The 23,295-nt window shown below is 49.4% G+C and carries 23 protein-coding genes; 15 read left to right on the top strand and 8 right to left on the bottom strand.

The window, feature by feature from the left end; all coding sequences use genetic code 11:
• Position 1: 1 nt before the first annotated feature.
• The 3 genes from ACLJQJ_RS06335 to ACLJQJ_RS06325 all read left to right on the top strand — a co-directional run bounded on the left by ACLJQJ_RS06335 (position 2) and on the right by ACLJQJ_RS06325 (position 4,021).
• On the top strand, positions 2-1,558 hold the full coding sequence (locus tag ACLJQJ_RS06335) for a PhoPQ-activated pathogenicity-related family protein (RefSeq protein ID WP_074182147.1): 1,557 nt from the start codon (positions 2-4) through the stop codon (positions 1,556-1,558).
• Positions 1,559-1,734: 176 nt separating this feature from the next.
• Complete coding sequence (locus ACLJQJ_RS06330; protein WP_063809227.1) at positions 1,735-3,021, top strand: MFS transporter; 1,287 nt, start codon at positions 1,735-1,737, stop codon at positions 3,019-3,021.
• Positions 2,996-4,021, top strand: coding sequence for a zinc-binding alcohol dehydrogenase family protein (locus ACLJQJ_RS06325; RefSeq protein ID WP_000864935.1), 1,026 nt, complete (start codon positions 2,996-2,998; stop codon positions 4,019-4,021). Before ACLJQJ_RS06330 ends, ACLJQJ_RS06325 begins: the two co-directional genes overlap by 26 nt.
• Positions 4,022-4,079: 58 nt before the next feature.
• Here the strand turns inward: ACLJQJ_RS06325 and ACLJQJ_RS06320 are convergent, their stop codons facing one another.
• Both ACLJQJ_RS06320 and ACLJQJ_RS06315 read right to left on the bottom strand, forming a co-directional pair.
• Positions 4,080-4,871: a FadR/GntR family transcriptional regulator gene (locus tag ACLJQJ_RS06320; RefSeq protein ID WP_001518759.1), complete on the bottom strand. Its 792-nt coding sequence runs from the start codon at positions 4,869-4,871 to the stop codon at positions 4,080-4,082.
• A 45-nt stretch (positions 4,872-4,916) separates the two neighbouring features.
• Positions 4,917-6,008 (bottom strand): choloylglycine hydrolase family protein, encoded by a 1,092-nt coding sequence (locus ACLJQJ_RS06315; protein WP_000976500.1) that lies wholly within the window; start codon positions 6,006-6,008, stop codon positions 4,917-4,919.
• A 428-nt stretch (positions 6,009-6,436) separates the two neighbouring features.
• Here ACLJQJ_RS06315 and ACLJQJ_RS06310 point away from each other — a divergent pair, with 428 nt between their 5' ends.
• The 9 genes from ACLJQJ_RS06310 to hypA are packed head-to-tail and all read left to right on the top strand — an operon-like array spanning position 6,437 to position 13,667.
• Entirely contained in the window at positions 6,437-7,540 is a 1,104-nt protein-coding gene (locus tag ACLJQJ_RS06310; protein ID WP_001194448.1) for a hydrogenase small subunit, read from the top strand.
• A gap of 2 nt (positions 7,541-7,542) precedes the next feature.
• Positions 7,543-9,345: a nickel-dependent hydrogenase large subunit gene (locus ACLJQJ_RS06305; protein ID WP_000331200.1), complete on the top strand. Its 1,803-nt coding sequence runs from the start codon at positions 7,543-7,545 to the stop codon at positions 9,343-9,345.
• Positions 9,296-10,039 carry a Ni/Fe-hydrogenase, b-type cytochrome subunit gene (cybH, locus tag ACLJQJ_RS06300; protein ID WP_000924456.1) on the top strand — a complete coding sequence of 248 codons (744 nt, stop codon included), beginning with the start codon at positions 9,296-9,298 and terminating at the stop codon, positions 10,037-10,039. Before ACLJQJ_RS06305 ends, cybH begins: the two co-directional genes overlap by 50 nt.
• A 5-nt stretch (positions 10,040-10,044) precedes the next feature.
• Positions 10,045-10,653 (top strand): HyaD/HybD family hydrogenase maturation endopeptidase, encoded by a 609-nt coding sequence (hybD, locus tag ACLJQJ_RS06295; protein WP_000852664.1) that lies wholly within the window; start codon positions 10,045-10,047, stop codon positions 10,651-10,653.
• Complete coding sequence (gene hypC, locus ACLJQJ_RS06290) at positions 10,653-10,952, top strand: HypC/HybG/HupF family hydrogenase formation chaperone (protein ID WP_000334902.1); 300 nt, start codon at positions 10,653-10,655, stop codon at positions 10,950-10,952. Before hybD ends, hypC begins: the two co-directional genes overlap by 1 nt.
• Complete coding sequence (locus tag ACLJQJ_RS06285; protein ID WP_000155978.1) at positions 10,949-11,359, top strand: hydrogenase; 411 nt, start codon at positions 10,949-10,951, stop codon at positions 11,357-11,359. The genes hypC and ACLJQJ_RS06285 overlap by 4 nt, the downstream gene beginning before the upstream one ends.
• Positions 11,360-11,376: 17 nt before the next feature.
• Positions 11,377-12,438 (top strand): hydrogenase expression/formation C-terminal domain-containing protein, encoded by a 1,062-nt coding sequence (locus ACLJQJ_RS06280; protein WP_001016745.1) that lies wholly within the window; start codon positions 11,377-11,379, stop codon positions 12,436-12,438.
• Positions 12,426-13,313, top strand: coding sequence for an ATP/GTP-binding protein (locus ACLJQJ_RS06275; RefSeq protein ID WP_039589782.1), 888 nt, complete (start codon positions 12,426-12,428; stop codon positions 13,311-13,313). The genes ACLJQJ_RS06280 and ACLJQJ_RS06275 overlap by 13 nt, the downstream gene beginning before the upstream one ends.
• Positions 13,314-13,325: 12 nt before the next feature.
• The gene (hypA, locus tag ACLJQJ_RS06270; RefSeq protein WP_039589783.1) at positions 13,326-13,667 is read left to right on the top strand and encodes a hydrogenase maturation nickel metallochaperone HypA; all 342 of its coding nucleotides are present in this window, start codon (positions 13,326-13,328) and stop codon (positions 13,665-13,667) included.
• 140 nt (positions 13,668-13,807) lie between these two features.
• Here the strand turns inward: hypA and ompC are convergent, their stop codons facing one another.
• A complete protein-coding gene (gene ompC, locus ACLJQJ_RS06265; RefSeq protein WP_000758335.1) occupies positions 13,808-14,926 on the bottom strand; it encodes a porin OmpC in 1,119 nt (372 codons plus the stop codon).
• Positions 14,927-15,642: 716 nt separating this feature from the next.
• Here ompC and ACLJQJ_RS06260 point away from each other — a divergent pair.
• Positions 15,643-16,185, top strand: a complete 543-nt coding sequence (locus ACLJQJ_RS06260) for a YybH family protein (protein ID WP_061383148.1) — start codon at positions 15,643-15,645, stop codon at positions 16,183-16,185.
• Between the two features lie 55 nt (positions 16,186-16,240).
• Here ACLJQJ_RS06260 and ACLJQJ_RS06255 read toward each other — a convergent pair whose 3' ends face one another.
• From ACLJQJ_RS06255 to sad, 4 genes are all read right to left on the bottom strand, one after another.
• Entirely contained in the window at positions 16,241-17,155 is a 915-nt protein-coding gene (locus ACLJQJ_RS06255) for a bestrophin family protein (protein ID WP_001748393.1), read from the bottom strand.
• A 255-nt stretch (positions 17,156-17,410) separates the two neighbouring features.
• Positions 17,411-17,770 (bottom strand): DUF4186 domain-containing protein, encoded by a 360-nt coding sequence (locus ACLJQJ_RS06250; protein ID WP_000992449.1) that lies wholly within the window; start codon positions 17,768-17,770, stop codon positions 17,411-17,413.
• Positions 17,770-18,696: a glutaminase B gene (glsB, locus tag ACLJQJ_RS06245; protein ID WP_000090081.1), complete on the bottom strand. Its 927-nt coding sequence runs from the start codon at positions 18,694-18,696 to the stop codon at positions 17,770-17,772. Before glsB ends, ACLJQJ_RS06250 begins: the two co-directional genes overlap by 1 nt.
• Positions 18,697-18,768: 72 nt before the next feature.
• Positions 18,769-20,157, bottom strand: coding sequence for a succinate-semialdehyde dehydrogenase (gene sad, locus ACLJQJ_RS06240; RefSeq protein WP_063809226.1), 1,389 nt, complete (start codon positions 20,155-20,157; stop codon positions 18,769-18,771).
• A 102-nt stretch (positions 20,158-20,259) separates the two neighbouring features.
• Between sad and ptrR the strand changes: the two genes are divergently transcribed.
• Positions 20,260-21,132: a putrescine utilization regulator PtrR gene (gene ptrR, locus ACLJQJ_RS06235; protein ID WP_000366539.1), complete on the top strand. Its 873-nt coding sequence runs from the start codon at positions 20,260-20,262 to the stop codon at positions 21,130-21,132.
• 115 nt (positions 21,133-21,247) lie between these two features.
• Positions 21,248-22,438 carry a sugar transporter gene (locus tag ACLJQJ_RS06230; RefSeq protein WP_000154617.1) on the top strand — a complete coding sequence of 397 codons (1,191 nt, stop codon included), beginning with the start codon at positions 21,248-21,250 and terminating at the stop codon, positions 22,436-22,438.
• Positions 22,439-22,484: 46 nt separating this feature from the next.
• Here ACLJQJ_RS06230 and ACLJQJ_RS06225 read toward each other — a convergent pair whose 3' ends face one another.
• Positions 22,485-23,150 (bottom strand): MarC family NAAT transporter, encoded by a 666-nt coding sequence (locus tag ACLJQJ_RS06225; RefSeq protein ID WP_000968968.1) that lies wholly within the window; start codon positions 23,148-23,150, stop codon positions 22,485-22,487.
• Positions 23,151-23,295 lie beyond the last annotated feature (145 nt).

The following is a 23,295-nucleotide window of genomic DNA, read 5'->3' as shown; positions in this document are numbered from 1 at the left end:
AATGTTTAAGAGGTATTTATGGAAATTATGCTGGCTGGCATTTGCCCTTGTAACGCGCGGGGAAAGCATGAAAAAAATATATCTCGTTGTTATCGTACTGTTTTTTATTTCTACAAAAGTTTATACACTACTTCATAACAACATCTTCTTTTGTCGAAACAGCCCGGAGTGTGATTTGTCTCATGTTCTCCCCGACTACCGGGAGCAGATTTCAGGCACACCGCTAAAATATACTTTGATTAATATAGCTCCATTAGCACAGGTGGTAGTCAGACACTATGAATTATTATCGCAACACTGGTCGCCAGATGACATGGTAACCCCTGCGCAATGGCGACATAACATTGATATTTATATCCCTGAAACGGCAAAAGAGCACCATGCTTTGGTGGTTGTAAACAACGGAATTAATTATGAAAAAGGCGTACAAATCCCCAGTAAAGCTGGTGATTTCCCCCAGGAAACACTGGCAAGCATCGCCCGTGATACGAATACCATCGTAATATCAGTGAGTGATATACCTAACCAATATTTAACCTTTCAGGATGATAAAAAACCACTGAAAGAGGACGAGAGCGTTTCCCGAAGCTGGGCATTATTTATGGAAGCGCCGGAGCAACGCGAGTTAATGCCTTTAAATATTCCTATGGTCACTGCCATATCGCAAGCGATGAGATTAGCAAAAAAGGAGTTAACGCAATGGAATATAAATTCCTTTATCATTACAGGTATTTCAAAGCGTGGGTGGACCACCTGGTTGTCAGCTATTGCCGATCCTGATGTTGAAGCAATTGTTCCCTTCGCCATTGATCTACTTGATATTGATGCTTCACTTGAGCATATTTATCAATCATACGGTGGAAATTGGCCCATTACATTCTACCCCTACTACCAGCAAGGCATAGATGAGAAAATAAAATCCCCCACATTTACCCAGCTAAGGCAAATAATAGATCCGCTAAGATATCTCAACACTATTTATCAACCCCGCCTTGCAATACCGAAATATATTATTAATGCAAGCGGCGATGATTTTTTCGTACCAGACAATACTCGCTTTTATTATAGCAAACTTCCTGGCGTAAAATCATTACGTATAGTGCCTAATATGAACCACTACTCAATTAACCAGTTCGCTGAAGGAAGCCTCGTTCCATTTATTAACCGGTTTCAAAGTAAAAAAACATTACCGCAGTTGATCGGCCTTATTCACCACCATCTTCTTACGGTCTATTTCTCAGAAGCGCCGGTAAAAGTCGTTCGCTGGACAGCCAACAATCCAAATGCGCGTGATTTTCGTTATGCCTGTGGCATCCGCTATCAGCCGCTTACAATAGATATTCCCGCCAACAATAAGATCAGTATTACGCTAAATGAACCGAAGACAGGTTGGGAAGCTACCTATATCGAAGCAACTTTTAATGATGGCTATGTCGCTACGAGTCAGGTTTATATTACGCCCGATGAAAAATACCCACAGACAGCGCCACCTTCCGTTAACGCCGCATGTCAAACGTTACCGGGGCGTGGATTAGGGGAAAACGATAGTCCCGATTAAATTTTCAAGTAATTAGCTGATTTTAAATGATTTAATCCATCACGCTTGCGATGACAAGGAATCCTCTGCGATAAATTTTTGTTATATTGATCACGTTCTAACCATAAGAGAGGTGATTTGAAAATAACCTTAAAATATTGTGGTCAGGCCGCTAGACCACAATAAGAGGATTAATCATGAAAAGAAAAACAATGGGATGGCTTATCGTTTTTCTTCTATTTATAGTTTACATGCTCAACTATATGGATCGTTCAGCATTGTCGATAACTGCCCCCTTGATCGAAAAGGAGTTAGGATTTAACGCCGCGGAGATGGGGATGATCTTCAGCGCGTTTTTTATCGGATACGCCCTGTTTAATTTTATTGGTGGCTGGGCCAGCGATAAAGTTGGGCCAAAAACGGTTTTTCTCATCGCAGCGTTACTATGGTCTGTATTTTGTGGCTTAACTGGTTTGGTCACCGGATTGTGGACAATGCTTATCGTGCGCGTTCTTTTCGGTATGGCTGAAGGACCGGTCAGCGCTGCCGGAAATAAAATCATCAATAACTGGATTTCCCGAAAGGAGTCTGCCACGGCGATCGGAATTTTTAGCGCCGGTTCCCCGCTCGGCGGCGCGGTGTCCGGGCCGATTGTGGGCCTGTTGGCGTTATCCTTAGGCTGGCGCCCCGCATTTGGCATTATTTTCTTATTTGGCCTGGTCTGGGTACTGCTGTGGTACTTTATCGTTAGCGATAAGCCAACAATGAGTAAACGCCTGGCGCCGGAAGAACGCATTGATTTTGAAAATCATGAGGACGTTATTTTATCTGATGATGGCCGGGCTACACCTTCACTCGGCTATTACATGAAACAACCAATGGTATGGGCGACAACTCTGGCTTTTTTCAGCTACAACTATATTCTTTTTTTCTTCCTGACCTGGTTCCCAAGTTACCTGAACCATTCGTTACATCTCGATATTAAAGAAATTAGTATCGCCACGGTAATTCCCTGGGTCATCGGTGCCATTGGTATGGTGCTCGGCGGCGTCTGTTCTGATGTAATTTATCGGATTACCGGTAATGCTCTGCTCTCACGTCGACTTATTCTGGGCGTATGTCTGGCAGGCGCAGCGGTATGTGTTGCCGTTTCCGGTACCGTTAGCACTATTAGTAGCGCAATTACGCTCATGTCAGTTTCACTCTTCCTGCTCTATTTAACAGGCCCAATTTATTGGGCGGTTATTCAGGATGTTGTTCATAAAGATAAGGTAGGGAGCGTCGGCGGAGCCATGCATGGCCTGGCTAATATATCCGGCATTATCGGCCCGCTTGTCACCGGTTTTATCGTTCAATTTAGCGGTAAATATGACTATGCGTTCTATCTGGCTGGTGCTATCGCTATCGTTTCAAGCCTGTTGGTCTTCGTGTTTGTAAAAAGTAAAGGATTCAAAGCCAATGAAAGTCAAAGCTGTGTTCATTAATAAGCCTGGTGAAGTTGAAACCCGCTGGGTGGATTATCCCCATAAGAAAGAAAATGAAGTATTAATTAAGGTTGATGCTGCAGGCATTTGCGGATCGGATATCGGGGCTTTTCGTGGAACGAACCCACTGGTTACTTACCCAAGAATTATTGGGCATGAAGTGACCGGAATTGTTCTTCAGGAAGGCACCGGAATGCCGGACAATATTAAAAAAGGCGACCGCGTGATTGTTGACCCTTATATTTATTGTGGTCACTGCTACCCTTGCTCTGTCGGCAGAACTAACTGTTGTGAAAATTTAAACGTCATTGGCGTGCATGTCGATGGCGCAATGCAGGAGGTGGTTACTCATCCCGCACATTTAATTCATAAAATTCCAGATAACGTGCCTTCTGAAATGGCGCCGCTGGCAGAACCGCTGACCATCGCTCTGCACGCGCTGCACCGGGCAAACGTTAAGGCCGGGGAATATGTTGCCATCATCGGCGCGGGGGCCATTGGTCTTATGGCGGCATTAAGCGCGCGACATTACAAGGCAACGCCTATTCTGATCGATATTGTGGAAGAAAGGTTACGCTATGCGCAAAAGCTTGGCGTTCCTTATGTACTGAACGCCGCTGACGATCAGGTTATCGACGCTATTAAAAATATCACCCACGGCACCATGGCGCAGGTCGTGATAGAAGCCTCCGGCGCAAATAGCGCTATTCGAAATACGCTTGATTTAGCATCGTTTGCTGGTCGTATTTCGTTTACCGGATGGCCAAAACAGGAAACGTCGCTGCCGACGAACCTGATCACCTATAAAGAACTGGATTTACGCGGTTCCCGCACCAGTGCCGGTGAATTTGATGAGGCATTACGTATGCTGTCTACGCTGGAGATTAATCCGCAAGATGTTGTCAGTAAGGTCGTCAATCTTGATGAGATCCCTGATGCAGTTAAAGAACTTGATCGCTATCCGGAGCGCTACTTAAAGATTAATGCTGTTTTCCATTGATTTACGGCAAGCTCCACCGCATGGCATGACCGCCATGCGGTGTTATTCATCGACAAAATTAGCCGCCGACAATCTTTCTCACATAGCGTAAATGTTCCAGCGATCCCTCATAGGCGCTGTCAGCATCAGACTGTCGCATCGCATCCACTATCGCTTTATGTTGTTTGTTCAGATTAAGTAAAACATTTCTGTCTCCAGACTGCTCATCAAGCCCGGCATAAGGGATATTAATCCGTTGTTCCCATAACATACGGGACATATCGAACAACACCCGGTTACGGCTGGCCTCAGAGATCGCAAGGTGAAACTCTTTATCCAGCGAGTAAAAGCCGTGGACGTTATTATCGTTAATGGCTTGATCCATACGATGATAAATCGCCTCTATTTGGTTGATGACGTCAACGTTATCGTTTTGTGCGGCTAAGCGCGCACAATGGCTATCGACCAGCTCGCGAGTAGAGAGAATTTCTTCGATGGTATAGTCGCTGGCAAGGTGTTTTTTATCTGAAACGATAACCCCATTACCGGACTGAATCACGATCCATCCGGAGATCTCCAGTACAATAAGGGCTTCTCGCAAGGAGGCGCGGCTCACGCCAAGCTGTTTTGCCAGTTCGCGTTCTGGCGGTAAAAAAGTTCCCGGTGGAAAAATATTATCATTGATCAGCTTAATGATGAGGTTGGCTATCTTCTGATAGAGCCTCTCCTGCCTGACCTCAGGTATAACCATGCGCCCTCCAATCCATATCCAGGGGATTTTGAATGGATTTAGCATACCATCCTGGCGCTGGTGATCGTGATAATTAATTACCGTGCATGATAAAGAGAAGCAACCGCCGGTAGTCTCCATTACCTTCGCCGAGACTACCGGGGAAACTAAACCGAGACGAGCGATTTATCCTTTGACGTTGATTTTCTCGAATACGGGCGCAGTCGCGTTCTTAAACTGAGAAAGAGACCAGGTTTTATAGTTGATATCATTGTAGCCGCGCACCATCATCTCACCGTGTGTTAAGTCAGACAGCGTTGTCCAGACCGTATATTCTGAGACCGGTTTGCGGGTGGCGTTGCCTTCCCCTTCACTCCCCATATAATCAACCGTAATATTTTTCGGACGATCGAAACGGCTCATAATATGCGCAAGCGTATTCATTGCATCGTGGGCGGATGTCGCTTGCGGTGCATATGTGGTGTAATAAACGCCGCGTATAAAACGGGAAACCGACGTATCGGACGATGGCAAGTCTGCAATAGCAATCCCGCTATCAGGCTGCATCACTTTTATCCCGCCCAATGTGCCTGAAGAGCGGTCCACATTGGTTAATTGCGTATAATTATTCAGATTTGTCAGATGCCAGGGGAATGCGGGACCATTTGTCATCACGCGAGTGGGATTGTCATAGACATGGAATTTGCCATTTTCCACTTCAACGACAATGCTTCCTCCTTTCTTGTCGTAAAACGCATAATGAAATGGCGATTTCAGATCGCCAAACCGATGCAGTTCCGGTGACCAGAATTTGCCCTCTTTTATTGCCTGTTTTACCTCGCCGACAGTAGCAAAACGGGCCAGCGCCCATTCTCCCAACGAGGTGACAGGAATTGCCTGTTTATATTCACTCGCAGGCAATGGCGGCAACTGCGCATTCATGATCATGTTTTCACTAAATGACAATCCCGCGCTATTCATGCCTTCAAGTATGTCTCTGCTATCGCCATCAGTAATGGTGGAAGTAATGGCCAGTATCGGATACTTCGCCTGATAGCTTATCCCCTGGCTGCCATCCGGCGTTTTTTTATCAAACTGTGTTCCCGCCGGGTAATACGTTAACCATGAGGGTAAATCCTGCATATATTCCAGCGTACGCCCATGAAAAATATCGCCTTGTTTATCCTGAATGGCAAGGGTTGTGCAGGCCTGTGCAGCCAGGGCGTATGAAAACAGCGCCGGAGCGATAAATAACATTGCTTTACTTTTTTTCATCATGCTCTCCTTGTTTGTAAAATGGATTGGACGAATATATTAAATTAAACCTATCAATGGTTATGCAGCACGTAATTAATTGTGATCTTATTTTACAAGCTAATAAATTTAACTGACGGGTTTAAAGGAGAGTTAAACACAGCGAACTAACATGAAAACGCGTTATCCGTGTGACCATTTTAAAAAATCCCATCATGTTATAAATAAAAAACACGGTTTCTTATCAACATTAAGAGATATCTTCACAACGCTATATTTACTCCACATCACCAATAACATTAAATTAATTTATGTTTTTGAGTAATGTGAGTAGCACACATGTAATCAGTTGTTACGAATTAGAAACATAATTGCTACTAAAACACATTGAGAAAGACAAGAAATGCAACATATGATGCCCACACTAACTATAGTGGTTTGGGATAAACGTTATGCAAACACAAGATACATTTTATCAAGTTATGCGTAGACACGGCGTGACAAGGCGTAGCTTCCTCAAGTTTTGCAGCCTTACCGCAACGTCTTTAGGCCTGAGCAGTTCGATGATTCCTCAGATAGCTTATGCCCTGGAGAATAAACCGCGTACGCCAGTGATATGGCTGCATGGTCTTGAATGTACCTGCTGTACCGAATCTTTCATTCGCTCTGCGCACCCGTTGGCAAAAGATGCCATTTTGTCGCTCATTTCCCTGGATTATGACGACACCATTATGGCCGCCGCAGGGCAACAAGCCGAGCAGGCGTTGGCGGATGTGATGCGTGAGTACAAAGGAAATTATATCGTTGCCGTGGAAGGTAACGCGCCGCTGAATGAAGATGGGATGTTTTGCATACTGGCTGGCGAGCCGTTCCTGGAGAAGTTAAAACGCGTCAGCGCGGATGCTAAAGCGATTATCGCCTGGGGGTCCTGCGCATCATGGGGCTGCGTGCAGGCAGCCCGCCCCAACCCAACTAAAGCCACGCCGGTTCACAAATTAATTACCGATAAACCCATTATTAAAGTGCCAGGCTGCCCGCCTATACCTGAAGTGATGTCCGCCGTTATCACCTATATGCTGGCATTTGATCGCATCCCTCCCCTTGATCGTCTTGGACGACCAAAAATGTTTTATGGCCAGCGAATTCATGACAAATGCTACCGACGCGCGCATTTCGATGCCGGTCAGTTTGTGGAAGCGTGGGATGACGAAGGCGCCAGAAAAGGGTATTGCCTGTACAAGATGGGCTGTAAAGGCCCGACCACCTATAACGCCTGTTCAACCGTTCGCTGGAATGATGGCGTGTCTTTTCCTATCCAGTCGGGTCATGGATGCCTCGGATGTTCGGAAGATGGATTCTGGGATTACGGTTCTTTTTACAGCCGGGCAACGGGCATTCCGCAAACCGGCATTGAAGCTACCGCCGATAAAATCGGACTGGGCGTTGCCGGCGTCGCGGGCGCTGCCGCCATCGCTCACGCCACGGTGAGCGCCATAAAACACGCCCGCAATAAAAACAACACGTCATCAGAAAACGCTCCGGAAGAGAAAAAATAATTATGGCATATCCTTATCAGACTCAGGGTTTTACGCTGGACAATAGCGGACGGCGAATTGTGGTCGATCCGGTTACTCGCATCGAAGGGCATATGCGTTGCGAAGTGAATATCGACAGTAATAATGTTATTACTAACGCCGTGTCGACCGGCACCATGTGGCGCGGCCTGGAGGTTATCCTGAAAGGTCGCGATCCGCGAGACGCCTGGGCATTCGTTGAACGCATTTGCGGCGTCTGCACCGGTACACACGCTCTGACCTCAATCCGTGCCGTAGAAAATGCGCTGGGAATCGCGATTCCTGACAACGCAAACTGTATCCGTAATATGATGCAGGCTACGCTACACGTTCACGATCACCTGGTGCATTTTTATCATCTGCACGCGCTGGACTGGGTTGATGTGGTTGCGGCCCTGAAAGCCGACCCGCATCAGACCTCCGCCATCGCGCAAAGCCTTTCCGCATGGCCGCTATCCTCGCCGGGATATTTCCGCGATTTGCAAAATCGGCTGAAGCGGTTTATCGAGTCCGGTCAACTTGGCCCTTTCCGTAATGGCTACTGGGGACATCCGGCGATGAAACTTCCGCCGGAAGCCAATTTGCTGGCGGTCGCCCACTATCTTGAAGCGCTCGATTTTCAAAAAGAGATCGTAAAAATTCACACCGTTTTCGGTGGTAAAAACCCGCATCCTAACTGGCTGGTGGGCGGCGTTCCTTGCGCCATCAACCTTGACGAAACGGGCGCGGTCGGCGCAGTGAATATGGAACGCCTGAACCTTGTCAGTTCCATCATCCAAAAAGCTCGCCAGTTCTGCGAACAGGTTTATCTTCCGGACGTCTTGCTGATTGCCAGTTATTACAAAGACTGGGCAAAAATCGGCGGCGGGTTATCGAGCATGAACCTGCTGGCTTATGGCGAGTTTCCGGATAACCCTAACGATTATTCCGCCAGTAATCTTCTGCTTCCGCGTGGGGCTATCATTAACGGTCGTTTCGACGAAATTCATCCTGTCGATTTAACCGCCCCCGATGAGATTCAGGAGTTTGTCACTCACTCCTGGTATACCTATGGTAACGGCAATAACGATAAGGGCCTGCATCCGTGGGATGGTCTGACCGAACCGCAACTGGTCATGGGCGAACACTATAAAGGCACAAAAACCTTTATCGAACAGGTGGATGAATCCGCTAAATATTCATGGATTAAATCGCCGCGCTGGAAGGGACATGCGATGGAGGTAGGTCCGCTGGCGCGTTATCTGATTGGATATCATCAAAATAAACCGGAATTTAAAGAACCTGTGGATCAACTGCTTAGTGTATTAAAGCTGCCTAAAGAAGCGCTCTTTTCTACATTAGGGCGTACTGCCGCGCGTGCGCTGGAATCCGTATGGGCAGGCAATACGCTGCAATATTTCTTCGATCGTCTGATGCGTAACCTCAAGTCCGGCGATACGGCGACGGCAAACGTCACGCTCTGGGAACCCGATACCTGGCCTACATCGGCAAAAGGCGTTGGTTTCAGCGAGGCGCCGCGCGGCGCGCTGGGGCACTGGATAAAAATTGAAAATCAGAAAATCGACAGCTATCAATGTGTGGTACCGACAACCTGGAATGCCGGGCCGCGTGACGATAAAGGTCAAATTGGCGCGTACGAAGCGGCGTTAATGGGGACTAAACTCGCCGTTCCCGATCAACCATTGGAGATTTTACGTACTCTGCACAGCTTCGATCCCTGCCTGGCCTGCTCCACCCATGTTATTGATAATCATGGAGGGGAGCTGGTCAGGGTTCAGGTACGATGACGACGATTCGGAGGTCTCAATGCATCTCAAAGAAATAACCAGCCAGGGGTACTATATCTATGAAGCGCCGGTCCGTTTATGGCACTGGATCACGGCGTTATCCATTGTCGTCCTGGCTGTTACAGGATATTTCATTGGCCGCCCCCTGCCATCGATTCAAGGTGAAGCGACCTTTATGTTTTGGATGGGCTGGATACGACTGATCCATTTTACCACGGCGTATATTTTTACTGTCGCGCTGCTGTTTCGTATTTACTGGGCATGTGTCGGCAATGAGTACGCCAGGGAGATGTTTCTGGTTCCGTTCTGGCGCCGCGCCTGGCGCAAAGGCGTTATCAGCGAAATCCGCTGGTATTTTTTCCTCGAAAAAGAGGCCCATCGTTACTATGGACATAATCCGGTAGCGGGACTGGCGGTAATGTTCTATTTCTGGATGTCCGTACTGATGGTGTGTAGCGGCTTTGCGCTCTATGGCGAAGGACTTGGAACAGACAGTTGGGCGTATCAATGGTTTGGCTGGATGATTCGCCTGACTGGCAACGATAGCCTCGCGCTACATTTCTGGCACCGGCTGGGCATGTGGTTCATTATCGCCTTCGTCATTGCGCATGTTTATACCGCTATCCGTGAAGACATTATGAGCCGACAAAGCGTGATTTCCGTCATGATAAGCGGCTGGCGCTGGTTCAGGTGATAACAATGGCAGAAGTAACAATCTTAGGGCTTGGCAACCTGCTTTGGGCAGATGAAGGGTTCGGCGTCAGAGCGGCGGAAAAGCTGTTTGAACAGTATGCCGATAACGAGAAAGTTGACGTTGTTGATGGCGGTACGCAGGGACTGGCGCTGCTGCCCTGGCTGCAACAGACCGAAAAACTGTTAATCATGGATGCTATCGATTTTGGTATGGCGCCAGGTTCGCTGGCGATGTTTCGTGATGAACAGGTTCCCGCCTATCTGACGGCGAAAAAACTCAGTTTACATCAGACCAGTTTTTCTGAAGTGCTGGCATTGCTGCAATTAACCGGCGGCCAGTTATCGGAGATTGTGCTGATTGGCGTGCAGCCGGAATGTCTGGATGACTATGGCGGGAGTCTTACGCCGCAGGTAAAGGCGCAACTGATGCCTGCGGTCTATCTCGCGCAGGAAGTGCTGGCGCAATGGGGTATCACCGCCTCTTCAGCGGCCTTGCCCACTGAAAGACTCAATCATTACAGCCTGTGTATGGAACGCTACGAAGATGAACGGCCAGATGCGCAAAGCGCTTGCCGGGTCGGCGATATTCGGGTGCTACAGAGAGAGAAATCATAATGTGTATCGGCGTTCCTGTGCAGGTTATTTCCCCCGGTCAGTGGTTCGCCAAATGCCGCGACCGACACGGCGAGCTTATCGACGTTGATATTCGGCTTGTGGCTCCCCCCTTAGCAGGCGCATGGCTGCTGACATTTGGCGACGCAGCACGACGAGAAATGGACGAAGCGGAAGCCGCTGAGGTACTGGCGGCGCTGGACTCGCTGGAACAGGCCATGCTCACGCAAAGCGATCCGCTGACCGGTTTTGCCGATTTATTATCTCGCACGCCTGAATTACCGGAGCATTTAAAAAAATGACTATCTCACCCCAAAATCCTGTTTGTCCACTGGCGGATAAAGGCTTTCTGGTTACCGATGCGCAAACGCTCCCGTCGTTGATTAATGCGCATCCGACTCTGCTGGTTTTGCTGCAAAGCGACCCCAACAAACATCCGGAAGTCGCCGACAGTTGGGTCATTATCCCGGAGATCCTCAAGCAATTTCCGGCGACGTCTTATACCGCGGCATTTGCGGATAGCGAACAGAGTGAACTGATCGCCCGGGAGTATCGCATTCTGAAATATCCGGCGCTGCTTTTCTTTCGCCAGCACCGTTTTGTCGGCAGTCTGGCGGGATTATATAGCTGGCAAGAATACTCTCAGCGGGTGGCCGCATTGCTGACCACACCGGGCTATCGTCAGGATATTCCCGTTATCACGCAATAGAATGAAAGGTAACACACGTGAATCATTCCAGAACTATTCCAGTCGTTAATATTGCCGGACCAGGCTCGCAGCCAGAAGAGGAAGACTTTAACTTTCTTCCTATCCCCGCCGGCATTAATCTCCCGCTGACGCCGGTTTTACCGGAACAGGCGCTGCCCGCTGAGCTCCGTGTTGCCAGACACATCCTGACTACGCTTATTCGCGATATGGATAACCCAGTGGCAACGCTCCCCTTTCCCCTGAGCTATAAGCTGAATGCCACTGAGCAACAGAATAGCGGTTTATTGGATCAACTGCTCGGCGAAGGTGAAATCTCCGCCCGGGTACTATTATCCGATGGAAAAGAACAGCGTATTCAGGAGACGGTTTTTACGGGCGTCTGGCGTGTGCGTGAATATAACGCTGACCAGCAACGGGTTGCCGATGAAATTATCATTGGCCCGATCCCGGAGAGCATCTGGCAGACGCATCCGCAACCGCCGATTACGCCAGAATTGCCGCCGCAACCGGCGGGATTGATGAATGGCGCCTTTATCGCGCATGAAATAGCCGAGCGCGTAAAACAGCCGGTAAAAGAGCCGCATATCATTAACTTAACGCTATTGCCAGTAAACGATGCCGATCGCGAGTATCTGGATCATTTTTTAGGCGAAGGCTGTAGCGCTATTTTTTCACGCGGATATGGTAAATGCCGGATTGTAAGCACGCATTTTCCCGGCGTATGGCGGGTCAATTATTTCAATGATATGAACACATTACTGCAAGATATGATTGAGATAGCGGACATTCCTGATATCGCCGTTGCAGGCATCGACGATATCGAAGATGCCTACGCGGGGCTAAAAAATACGTTGGAATGGTTGAAAGAATACCCGGTCACAGAAAATGAGCCAGTGGTGCGCATGGAGTGCAAAGTATGTTGGTGGGTTTACGACCCTGCGCTGGGCGATGATGTATGGCAAATTCCACCCGGCGTGCCCTTCAGCCAGTTACCTGATTACTGGTGCTGTCCGGTTTGCGAAACCAGTAAGTCCGGGTTTATGGTGATCGATGAAGGTAATAATTCGTGCAAAGATTGACCGTCTATTCTCACCCGCTACGGATTACCTGGCAGGAGGCGCCGATCGGTCGTTTGTTACAGGGCGCAACGCCGGTATACGCAAAAACGCTTATTTCACGTTTGTTTACGTTGTGCGCTCAGGCGCACAGCGCGGCGGCGGCTTTACTGTTGTTTCCTGAAGAGAAGCCAGATATGCAGGCCGCACAACAAGAGCTGGCGCGAGAAACGCTCCGTCGCGCGTTGACCGACTGGCTCCCCCTGTTTAGCCACCGACAGGCAACCGCTGAAGAATGGGCGTTGTTACGTCGCGGAGAGTTATCCCCGCTGGCAAGCACAATCTTTTTTGACGATGATCCTCAGACCTGGCTTGCCGCTGGCGTAAAGGGCTGGGAAGCCTGGTTTTTGCAAGAGCGTTCTGAAACCGCCCGCTGGCTGGCGGCAGTACAGAATATCATTACACCTACACTACCGATGGCGTCGTCCCCGGACCATACGTTAATAACCCATGGTCCCCTGGATGTCTCGCCTCTGGCTATCGAATATCCGCTACTGTCAGCCTGTTGTCTTAGCGGAAAAACGACTGCGCTACGTCTGCTGGCCCGCTGCATTACGCTCGCCCGAAGTTTGAGCGCCCTTCCTACCCTGCGCTGGAATCGTTTTGATGATGGCGAATGGAAAATAGCGGTAGTGGAAACCGCGCGAGGATGGTTAGTTCATCAGGCCAGACTGACGACGTCAGGCAATATTCTTGATTACCGTATTATCTCGCCTACCACACGTCACGCCCAATCTGACGGCGTCATTGCTCGCGAACTGGCCACTATTCCACTCTCATTGTGGTCGCAACAGTTACAGGTAATTGATCCTTGTGTCGCCGTAAATATTGTTGAATGAAGGAGCTGGCCCATGCATGAATTAGCCCTGGCGCAAAATATTATCGAATTGCTGGAGGAACAGGCAGTAAGTCACCAGTTCAGCAAGGTAAAGCAAGTCTGGCTGGAGATTGGCGTTATGGCCTGTGTTGAGGTGCCGGCGCTGCATTTTGGCCTGGACGTCGCCGCTCGTCATACCCTTGCTGACAATGCGAGTTTCCACATTACTATCGCACCGGCGCAAGGTTGGTGTCTGTCCTGTAATCAACCCTTCACCTCTCAAACATCCACACTCTGTTGTCCCTTTTGTCATTCAGGCAAAGTGCAGATAGATGACAGTAGCAGAATGCGCATTCGCGAGATCGAAGTCGAATAGTCAACGAATAGGCAATAAAAAAGGACGCCAGAAGCGTCCTGAAATAATAAAAGAATAAATTAACAATAATAAAGGTTAAGCAGTGACACAGTTTTGGGAAAAGGAGGGTATCCCTAAACTGTCTTAATCAGCAAGTTTTATCAAAACTCGTAGACTAAGCCGAGCGCCACGGTGTTGTCTGTATTAGGATTCGATGGGTTGCCATCTTTTAGCAGATTGATTTTGTAGTCAACATACGCGGACATATTTTTATTGAAGTAGTAGTAAGAACCCACATCAATATATTTCACAAGGTCGAACGAACCCAGTCCATCAACATCATTGGCTCTGGATTGCAGGAACGCCAGTGACGGGCGTAAGCCATTATCAAATTGATATTGCCCTACCATTTCCCAGTTATCGGTTTTATGTGCAAAGCCGCCCAATGTATCGCCCATATAGGTCATATCATAAGTACGGGTATAGTTTGCCGCCAGGTAAATATTATTGGCATCATACTTCACGCCGCCAGTCCAGGCTTCAGCGCGGTCGCCATTGTCGTATTTATCTTGCGTCATCTGATCAAGCGTGCGTTTGGAACTGGTATAGGCTGCCCCCAGGCTCACCCCCATGCCCAAATCATATGTCGCTGATGCCCCGAAACCATCGCCATTCTGGTACGCGATACTTTTTCTGGCATTATTACTTAAAGGATCGCCTTCTTTCGACAGGCCGTCATTTTTACCCTGATACTGCAACGCAATATTCAGACCATCAACCAGACCAAAGAAATCATTATTGCGATAAGTCAGAACGCCATTCGCGCGTCCGGTCATAAAATTATCGGAAGCTTCATACGAATCATTACCAAATTCAGGCAGTACGTCAGTCCATGAACCAATGTCGTATAACACGCCATAGTTACGACCATAATCAACAGACCCCATATCGGCAAATGCCAAACCAGCAAAACCGAGACGCGTCCAGCTTTGCGGAGAACCGCTGGAGTCACCATCTTCCGGACGATTGGCGTTGACCTGATACTCCCACTGTCCAAAACCGGTTAGTTGATCGGTAATTTGAGTCTCGCCTTTAATACCCATACGGATATAAGATTGATCGCCATCCGTACTATGATTACTGGAAAAATAATGCAGGCCGTCGACCTTGCCATACAAATCCAGTTTATTGCCATCCTTGTTATAGATTTCTGCTGCATTGGCGGCTCCAGCCATCATTACGGCTGCGGCTACCGCAGATAACACCACTACTTTTTTCATTTTATATGCCTTATTTGTCTTATTTTTGGACTTTCCGCAAAACCTGCTCGCGGAACTGTCCAGGACAATATCACTAACAATTACCGTGCGTTAAGTTTCAAAGTGTAATATTAGCTTGCTATGTATTAGTGATGTTAAAATGCAAGTTAAGCATGACTACATCAATGATATGCCCTGTTTTCTGCTGTAATAACAAGGGGGTTACCAGTAGAGAACAGGCTTACGGTCGGGGATGCCAGGGCGAGAATGGCACTGAACACTCGGCTGACATTCGTTAAGACGGAATCATAATCAAGTCAGTTGAGGCCACAGCCCTTCTTATTTTTGTGTATAATTTGTTACGTTTACATTTATTTTTAAATTAGCGTTATGAAAATATCAGTACTACTGAAATAGCACTTCTTCGCTTCGTGTATTTTTACCATAGTTAATTATCACATAGCGCAAACGATCATTTGCATATCACTATTCATAAGATTAACTATTTACCAGCGGTAATAAACATAAAAGTAAGTCAATGGACAACAACAATACTGAAACTCTAAATGTTGATATTTTGAGTCATGTCGTTACAAACAAATACGATATTCTTAATTGCACTACTCCCTTTTCGGGGTAATTTTATAGAAGGATGTTTTTTATTGTTCGTGAGCCATGCTCCTTTAGTATAAAAGTGTACGTAACAGGAAAGATAAAGCGTCTCAAAAACAGACCATATGGGTATAACTATTATGCAAAAAACGTCACTATTGTTTTCGGCCGCCGCGATAACGTTAACTCTGATGGTGTCATCGGCATCAGCGGCAACGCCAACCGCCGCACAAAATGAAGCTACGTCGACCGTTAAACAAGAAATTACAGAAGGCATTAACCGTTACCTTTATTCAATAGATAAGGCAGACCCAACGTTAGGCAAGCAGCTCTTTTATGTTTCACCGGAAACCAGTTTTATTCATCCACGCGGTCACGAACGCGGATGGTCGCAGATCGCTGAAAATTTTTATGGCGCCACTATGGGTAAAACCTTCAGCAAACGCACGTTAAAACTGGACGCTCCCCCGGTTATTCACGTGTATGGCAATGCCGCCGTTGCAGAGTTCGACTGGCATTTTACCGCGGTACGCCGTGATAATGGGCAAACTCAACACACGACAGGCCGCGAAAGCCAGGTGTGGGCGAAGATACCAAACACAGGATGGCGAATCGTTCATGTCCACTACTCCGGTCCAGCCAAAACCGGCGTTGGAGAAGGCTATTAAGCTTTGCTCTTCAGGTTATGGCGCAGATGAACATTCTGCGCCAGTTAAGTCGAGCTCAGGTCAGTTGATAGCGTTTATCCGGTATCCGTTTTGCCGGAATATCCCTTTCATCATTCATTTGCAGTAAATCGATTTCTATCGCATTGCATATCGCATCCAGCGGTAAATCATTATTTTCAGTACCGAACGGATCTTCCAACTCTTCCGCCAACGCATCCAGCGCGATAAACGTATAAGAAATAAGCACCGAAATAAACGGTGTCATATAGTGCAGATCAACCACCAGTGCAAATGGCAACATAATGCAGAAAAGATAAACCGTACGATGCAAAATTAACGTATAGGCAAAAGGCACCGGTGTGTTGGCGATGCGTTCACAGCCGGCCAACACTGACGACATATCATTTAAACGGTTGTTGAGGCTATGAAATAAAATATCGGAAAGCTTTCCGCTGCGGCGGCGAATCGCCAGCCACTCTCCCATCAGCAATAAGATACGGTTAGCGGGGGAATGGGAAGCGACAACTTTCTGTAACGCCTCCTGGTCAAGATAGTTTCCCAGAACTTGCGTTTGAAGCTGTCGACGCAATGTCATACGCAAACAGTGGGCAAAAGCGATTTGTAACCGAACAAAATCCTCGATACCGCGTTCATCAGGTAAGGTTGTTTTCACCTCACGCAGTATTGAGCGTGAAGCGATCATCAACTGCCCCCACAAATGTCGCGCTTCGACGTAACGCGCATAACAGGCATTATTGCGAAACCCAAGAAAAATGGCGATAGCGACGCCCAGTATGCTAAACGGCGCAAGGGTAAACTTAATACCCAGCATTGTGTACCAGGGCAGCATGATAATAACGGCGATAGAAAGAAGAAAGTTAAGGAGCAGTCGTGAAAAGATTTTAGATAACACGGAACCATGCCAGACAAATATCAGGCGAATCCAGTGCTGTTGTGGTCTAACGATCATGATTATCTTCAGCAGGTAAAAAAGCACTGTCATTAAACGTGATCCAGATCAAGGTTGCAAGCTTCTGGTGATACACGGATCCCCTGCCCTGTAGAACATTTTTTTGCACAGTGCTGACAGGCGTTGAAAAAAAACAACCAAATGTATGTTGTAACTAAAAAGACACTTCAGCACATGAGATATATGACGGTCAACGGCTGCTATCAGTGGTATAGGGTGATTTATCGGGGAAAGCGTCAGCAACGACGCGCTGCTCTACCGCTGATTCATTTGTATGACCAGCCAGTAATGGATAACGCTGACAATATACTGTTGCTGCGCTTCGCTCAGCGGTTCTCCCTGAGGAATCTGGTGCCACTTCGCCAGGCACCCGCGACAGCAGGTTGCCGTCGCATGTTGCGCGATAAATACCGGATGGCCCCGCATCGGCGTTTGCTTACCATCATTCGCCGGGTGAGCTGGCGCCAGTCGCTGGGCGATAAAATCGGCGGCGTGTTTATCAATTACCTCCGCGCCTTTATCCCAGCAATATTGTCTTTCTTTTATCCCGAGACGAAAACGCGAACGAAATGTCGATCGCGCCAGGCGGGCAAAGAGCGGTTCAAGCGCATTCATCAGTATACCGAACGTCCTAACGTTTGTGTTAATTGCTCAAGCGCGGCGATACCTGCCAGAGAGTTTCCCGCAGGATCCAGCTCCGGACTCCAGACGGCAATCGCCATTTCATGCGGCACTATGGCGACAATACCGCCGCCCACGCCGGATTTAGCGGGCAATCCCACCCGCCAGGCAAACTCGCCGGCATTCTGATACATCCCGCTGGTCGCCATTAGCGCATTAATCTGCCGGGCCTGCATAGGGGTAACTACCGGCTCGTCGAGATGAAACGCCTCGCCCTGATTCGCCAGAAAGACAAACGTCCTCGCCAGTTCCATGCAGCTCATTTTCAACGCACAGTAGTGGAAGTAATTTTGCAACACGGTAGGCACATCATGATGAAAATTACCGAATGATTTCATCAGCCAGGCAATAGCGGCGTTACGGGCGGAATGCTCAAATTCAGAGCGCGCGACCGTAGCGTCATACGTAATATCCGATACGCCACAAAGCGCGCGCACAACTTCCAGCATCCGCTGACGCGGCGCGCTAAGCCGGCCTTGCAACATGTCGCATACCACCAGCGCGCCCGCATTAATAAATGGATTACGCGGGATGCCTTGTTCCATCTCTAACTGAACCAACGAATTGAACGGCGAGCCGGAAGGATCTTTTCCGACGCGCTGCCAGATCTCCTCTTCCGGATAATGACGCATCGCCACCACCAGACTAAGCACTTTCGAAATAGACTGAATAGAGAAGCGTTCGTGCGCATCGCCCGCCTGATAATGCTGCCCGTCCACGGTACAAATCGCTATCCCCAGCTTTGAACCCTCGACGGACGCTAATGCCGGAATATAGTCAGCGACTTTGCCCTGGCCAATGAGGGGGCGAACGCGCTGTAAAATCGTCTCTAAAATTGCATTATCCATGGCCCTGGCCACAACATGCTCCTTGCTCGCAGGTCTGAAAAGGCCTGCGAGTATAGCAGAGGGCGCCACGCGACGTCAGGGCGATTAGACGCGGTTCTTCCAGACGGTCTGCACATTACAAAATTCGTGTAAACCAAAGTGCGAAAGCTCGCGACCGAAGCCGCTTTTCTTCACCCCGCCGAATGCCACGCGCGCATCGCTGGCGCTGTACCCATTAATGAATACCCCACCGCACTCAAGACGCGCCGCCATCTCCGCGGCCAGCGTATCGTCGGCGGTAAAGATCGTCGCCGACAGGCCAAACTCACTGTCATTCGCCAGCGCGAGGGCGTGCGCCGCATCTCTTGCAACGGTAATGGCGGCAACAGGCCCAAAAAGTTCCTGACGAAATGCCGTCATATCAGGTGTAACATCCGCCAGAACGGTCGCGGCATAATAGTTGCCCTCCCCGGCGATTTTCTCCCCGCCCAACAGTAGCCGTGCGCCTTCGGCGACGGAAGCCTGCACCTGTTGATGGAGTTCATCACGCAAATCAAAGCGCGCCATCGGCCCCAGGTCATTCTCTTCAACCAGAGGATCACCTATCTTTAATGCTGCGGCAGCCGCCACAAAGCGATCGGTAAACGCCCGCGCAATGCCCTCTTCGACAATAAAACGTTTGGCGGCGGCGCAGACTTGTCCGGTGTTTTGATAGCGTCCTGCAACCGCAGCTTTTACCGCCAGCTCAAGATCGGCATCATTGAGTACAATAAACGGATCCGAGCCCCCCAGTTCCAGTACGCACTTTTTCAGCGCCGCCCCAGCCTGAGCACCAATCGCCGCGCCGGCGCGCACGCTACCGGTCACCGTCACCGCCGCGATTCGCGGATCGTTAATCATCTGACTCACGCCCTCATTATTAGCGTTCACCCATCCATAGACGCCAGCGGGAGTACCGGCTTCCGTCAAGATTCGGGCTATCATCTGCGCGCAACCCGTGACATTGGGCGCATGTTTTAACAAGTAGCTATTCCCCGCCAGCAGTATCGGCACTGCCCCGCGTAACACCTGCCATAAAGGAAAATTCCACGGCATTATCGCCAGGATGACGCCCAGCGGACGGTATTCAATCACCGCCTGCTGATTTTCTACCAGCGTAGGCTCAGGATTCAGCATTGCCGGGCCATGTTCCGCATACCAGTCGCATAACGCGGCGGATTTCGTCACTTCCGCACGCGCCTGCTTTATGGGTTTACCCATTTCACGCGTAATACATTGCGCCATCTCTTCTGCATGAGCGCGAAGCGCCTGACCAATATCGCGTAATGTTTGCGCCCGTTGCGCTACCGATGTCATTTTCCACTTTTTGAAACCGCTCGCCGCCAGACTCAGCGCATGTTCAATCTCTTGCGCGTTAGCCCAGGGCATTGCCGCCAGCGTCTGGCCGGTCGCAGGGTTAACGGATAACGCCTGTGTTGCAGTCATCATGGTCATGTTCTTTCTCTCGTTATCAGGGGAGTTGTACCATCATGACGCCCTTTACCCTTTCTGAAAAATGAATAATATTAACCAGACTATTCACGAATTGAGAAAACCATGGACCTGACGCAACTGGAAATGTTTAACGCTGTCGCTCTGACGGGCAGCATTACGCAGGCGGCGGCAAAAGTACACCGCGTTCCGTCCAACCTGACCACGCGTATCCGCCAGCTTGAAGCCGACCTGGGCGTCTCTCTGTTTATTCGCGAAAACCAGCGACTCAGGCTGTCACCAGCCGGGCATAACTTTTTACGTTACAGCCAGCAGATCCTGGCGCTGGTCGATGAAGCCCGCATGGTGGTTGCCGGAGAGGAACCGCAAGGACTGTTTTCACTCGGCGCGTTAGAAAGTACTGCCGCCGTACGTATCCCCGCGCTGCTGGCGGGTTATAACCAGCGTTACCCTAAAATTCAGTTCGCGTTAACGACCGGTCCTTCCGGCGCCATGCTGGATGGCGTGCTCGAGGGAAAGCTGAACGCCGCCTTTATTGATGGCCCGCTAATGCATCCGGGGCTGGAAGGTATACCGGCTTACCAGGAAGAGATGATGATCGTCGCGCCACACGGCCATTCCGTCGTTTCGCGGGCCAGCGAGGTGAATGGTTATAACATCTATGCTTTTCGCGCCAACTGTTCTTACCGACGGCATTTCGAAAGCTGGTTTCATGCCGATGGCGCGACCCCCGGTACGATTCACGAAATGGAGTCATATCATGGAATGTTGGCGTGCGTAATTGCCGGCGCAGGTATTGCGCTGATGCCAGCAAGTATGCTCAACAGTATGCCAGGACATCATCAGGTGGAAGCCTGGCCGTTGGCGGAGAAGTGGCGCTGGCTTAACACATGGCTAATGTGGCGGCGCGGGGCGATGACGCGTCAGCTTGAGGCCTTTATCGAGTTACTTAACGCCCAACTGGCGAGCGTCGACTGAAGACGAAACGGCCTGCGAAGTAAATGAGAAGCAGGTCACAAAATGATTGTCTTTTCGCCAGTAAACGTTTTAAGATCGCGGCCTCACCTTCTCGCAACTAACCCGAAATATTTTTATGACAATCAATCCAGTTTCCCGCAAGGTCGCGTGGCTACGGGTAGTTACGCTTGCTATTGCCGCTTTTATTTTCAATACCACAGAATTTGTGCCGGTTGGTTTGCTATCAGACATTGCTGAAAGCTTTCATATGCAAACCGCGCAGGTCGGCATCATGCTAACCATTTACGCCTGGGTAGTTGCCGTCATGTCGCTGCCTTTTATGCTTCTTACCAGTCAAATGGAGCGCCGTAAGCTACTCATTTGTCTGTTTGTTTTGTTTATTGCCAGCCATGTGCTCTCCTTCCTGGCATGGAACTTTACCGTGCTGGTCATTAGCCGTATTGGTATCGCTTTCGCCCACGCTATTTTCTGGTCGATAACCGCCTCGCTGGCGATCCGCCTGGCCCCTGCCGGGAAACGCGCGCAGGCATTAAGTCTGATAGCGACCGGCACCGCGTTGGCCATGGTGCTTGGGCTGCCGATAGGTCGCGTTGTTGGTCAGTATTTTGGCTGGCGCACCACCTTTTTTGCCATCGGCATGGGCGCATTAATTACGCTGCTATGTCTGATTAAGCTTCTACCGAAATTGCCGAGCGAGCATTCCGGCTCACTAAAAAGTTTACCTTTGCTATTCCGACGCCCGGCGCTGATGAGCCTCTATGTACTGACCGTCGTTGTGGTGACTGCGCATTACACAGCTTATAGCTATATTGAACCGTTCGTTCAGAATGTCGCCGGACTCAGTGCGAATTTTGCTACCGTCCTGTTACTGATCCTCGGCGGCGCCGGGATCATCGGCAGCCTCGTGTTTGGTAAACTGGGTAATCGCCATGCCTCGTCGCTCGTCAGTATCGCTATTGCCCTGCTGGTTGTCTGTCTGCTTCTGCTGCTGCCTGCGGCGGATAGCGAAGCGCATCTGGCCATACTGAGCATTTTCTGGGGCATCGCGATTATGGTGATAGGGCTCGGTATGCAGGTGAAAGTACTGGCGCTGGCCCCGGACGCGACCGATGTCGCAATGGCGCTATTTTCAGGCATCTTTAATATTGGTATTGGCGCTGGCGCGCTGGTAGGCAATCAGGTGAGTTTGCACTGGTCAATGTCGGCCATCGGCTATATTGGCGCCATACCCGCCTGTGCCGCGCTGGTATGGGCTGTGCTCATATTCCGCAAATGGCCAGTGACGCTGGAAGAACAACCACATTAAGACATTCGTCTGCCGGGAACAGGTTTCCGGCAGACGAAAATGCGCCTTAGTGGTACGTTTTAATAATTTCCAACACGCCGTTGATAATAAATTGCACGCCCATACACACCAGCAGGAATCCCATTAAGCGGGAGATCGCTTCAATCCCCCCTTTACCCACCAGCCGCATAATAGCGCCAGAACTGCGTAAGCATCCCCACAGGATCACCGCCACGGCAAGAAAAATAATCGGCGGCGCGACCATAATGACCCAGTCGGGAAACTCGCCGCCATGACGCACCGTGGAAGCGGAACTGATGATCATTGCGATGGTCCCCGGTCCTGCGGTGCTTGGCATAGCCAGTGGAACAAACGCAATATTCGCCGTCGGTTCGTCTGCCAGCTCCTCCGATTTGCTTTTCGCTTCCGGCGACTCATGCGCCTTCTGCTGCGGGAAAAGCATTCTGAAGCCGATAAACGCCACGATTAACCCCCCGGCGATCCGTAGCCCTGGAATCGAAATACCGAAGGTGTTCATGACTAACTGCCCGGCATAGTACGCCACCATCATAATAGCGAAGACATAAACCGAAGCCATATAGGACTGCCGGTTGCGTTCCGCACTATTCATATTGCCCGCAAGGCCAAGAAACAGCGCCACGGTGGTTAGCGGATTGGCTAACGGGAGCAGTACGACCAGCCCCAATCCAATCGCTTTAAACAAATCCATCATAATACTATCTCTTACCCATCAGCGTTTCATGAACCGGAAGTATAAAGTGAAATTGCCCAGGCGCGCCATTTCGCCAGTGTGCAAGTTAATATCCTCTACAACCTATAACCTGTAATTATCAATTAGTTACAAGTTATCACAGCAC

Origin of the sequence: Salmonella sp. SAL04202, from assembly GCF_046550775.1 — a bacterium.
Taxonomy (GTDB): Bacteria; Pseudomonadota; Gammaproteobacteria; order Enterobacterales; family Enterobacteriaceae; genus Salmonella; species Salmonella enterica.
Note: the sequence above shows the minus strand (reverse complement) of the source record. Positions and strands in the feature narration are given on the sequence as shown.

Excerpts from the sequence above, each read along its gene's own strand:
- ACLJQJ_RS06335 (WP_074182147.1), top strand. The coding sequence starts at position 2 with ATGTTTAAGAGGTATTTATGGAAATTATGCTGGCTGGCATTTGCCCTT.
- ACLJQJ_RS06330 (WP_063809227.1), top strand. The coding sequence starts at position 1,735 with ATGAAAAGAAAAACAATGGGATGGCTTATCGTTTTTCTTCTATTTATA.
- ACLJQJ_RS06325 (WP_000864935.1), top strand. The coding sequence starts at position 2,996 with ATGAAAGTCAAAGCTGTGTTCATTAATAAGCCTGGTGAAGTTGAAACC.
- ACLJQJ_RS06320 (WP_001518759.1), bottom strand. The coding sequence starts at position 4,871 with ATGGAGACTACCGGCGGTTGCTTCTCTTTATCATGCACGGTAATTAAT.
- ACLJQJ_RS06315 (WP_000976500.1), bottom strand. The coding sequence starts at position 6,008 with ATGATGAAAAAAAGTAAAGCAATGTTATTTATCGCTCCGGCGCTGTTT.
- ACLJQJ_RS06310 (WP_001194448.1), top strand. The coding sequence starts at position 6,437 with ATGCAAACACAAGATACATTTTATCAAGTTATGCGTAGACACGGCGTG.
- ACLJQJ_RS06305 (WP_000331200.1), top strand. The coding sequence starts at position 7,543 with ATGGCATATCCTTATCAGACTCAGGGTTTTACGCTGGACAATAGCGGA.
- cybH (WP_000924456.1), top strand. The coding sequence starts at position 9,296 with ATGTTATTGATAATCATGGAGGGGAGCTGGTCAGGGTTCAGGTACGAT.
- hybD (WP_000852664.1), top strand. The coding sequence starts at position 10,045 with ATGGCAGAAGTAACAATCTTAGGGCTTGGCAACCTGCTTTGGGCAGAT.
- hypC (WP_000334902.1), top strand. The coding sequence starts at position 10,653 with ATGTGTATCGGCGTTCCTGTGCAGGTTATTTCCCCCGGTCAGTGGTTC.
- ACLJQJ_RS06285 (WP_000155978.1), top strand. The coding sequence starts at position 10,949 with ATGACTATCTCACCCCAAAATCCTGTTTGTCCACTGGCGGATAAAGGC.
- hypA (WP_039589783.1), top strand. The coding sequence starts at position 13,326 with ATGCATGAATTAGCCCTGGCGCAAAATATTATCGAATTGCTGGAGGAA.
- ompC (WP_000758335.1), bottom strand. The coding sequence starts at position 14,926 with ATGAAAAAAGTAGTGGTGTTATCTGCGGTAGCCGCAGCCGTAATGATG.
- ACLJQJ_RS06260 (WP_061383148.1), top strand. The coding sequence starts at position 15,643 with ATGGGTATAACTATTATGCAAAAAACGTCACTATTGTTTTCGGCCGCC.
- ACLJQJ_RS06255 (WP_001748393.1), bottom strand. The coding sequence starts at position 17,155 with ATGATCGTTAGACCACAACAGCACTGGATTCGCCTGATATTTGTCTGG.
- ACLJQJ_RS06250 (WP_000992449.1), bottom strand. The coding sequence starts at position 17,770 with ATGAATGCGCTTGAACCGCTCTTTGCCCGCCTGGCGCGATCGACATTT.
- sad (WP_063809226.1), bottom strand. The coding sequence starts at position 20,157 with ATGACCATGATGACTGCAACACAGGCGTTATCCGTTAACCCTGCGACC.
- ptrR (WP_000366539.1), top strand. The coding sequence starts at position 20,260 with ATGGACCTGACGCAACTGGAAATGTTTAACGCTGTCGCTCTGACGGGC.
- ACLJQJ_RS06230 (WP_000154617.1), top strand. The coding sequence starts at position 21,248 with ATGACAATCAATCCAGTTTCCCGCAAGGTCGCGTGGCTACGGGTAGTT.
- ACLJQJ_RS06225 (WP_000968968.1), bottom strand. The coding sequence starts at position 23,150 with ATGATGGATTTGTTTAAAGCGATTGGATTGGGGCTGGTCGTACTGCTC.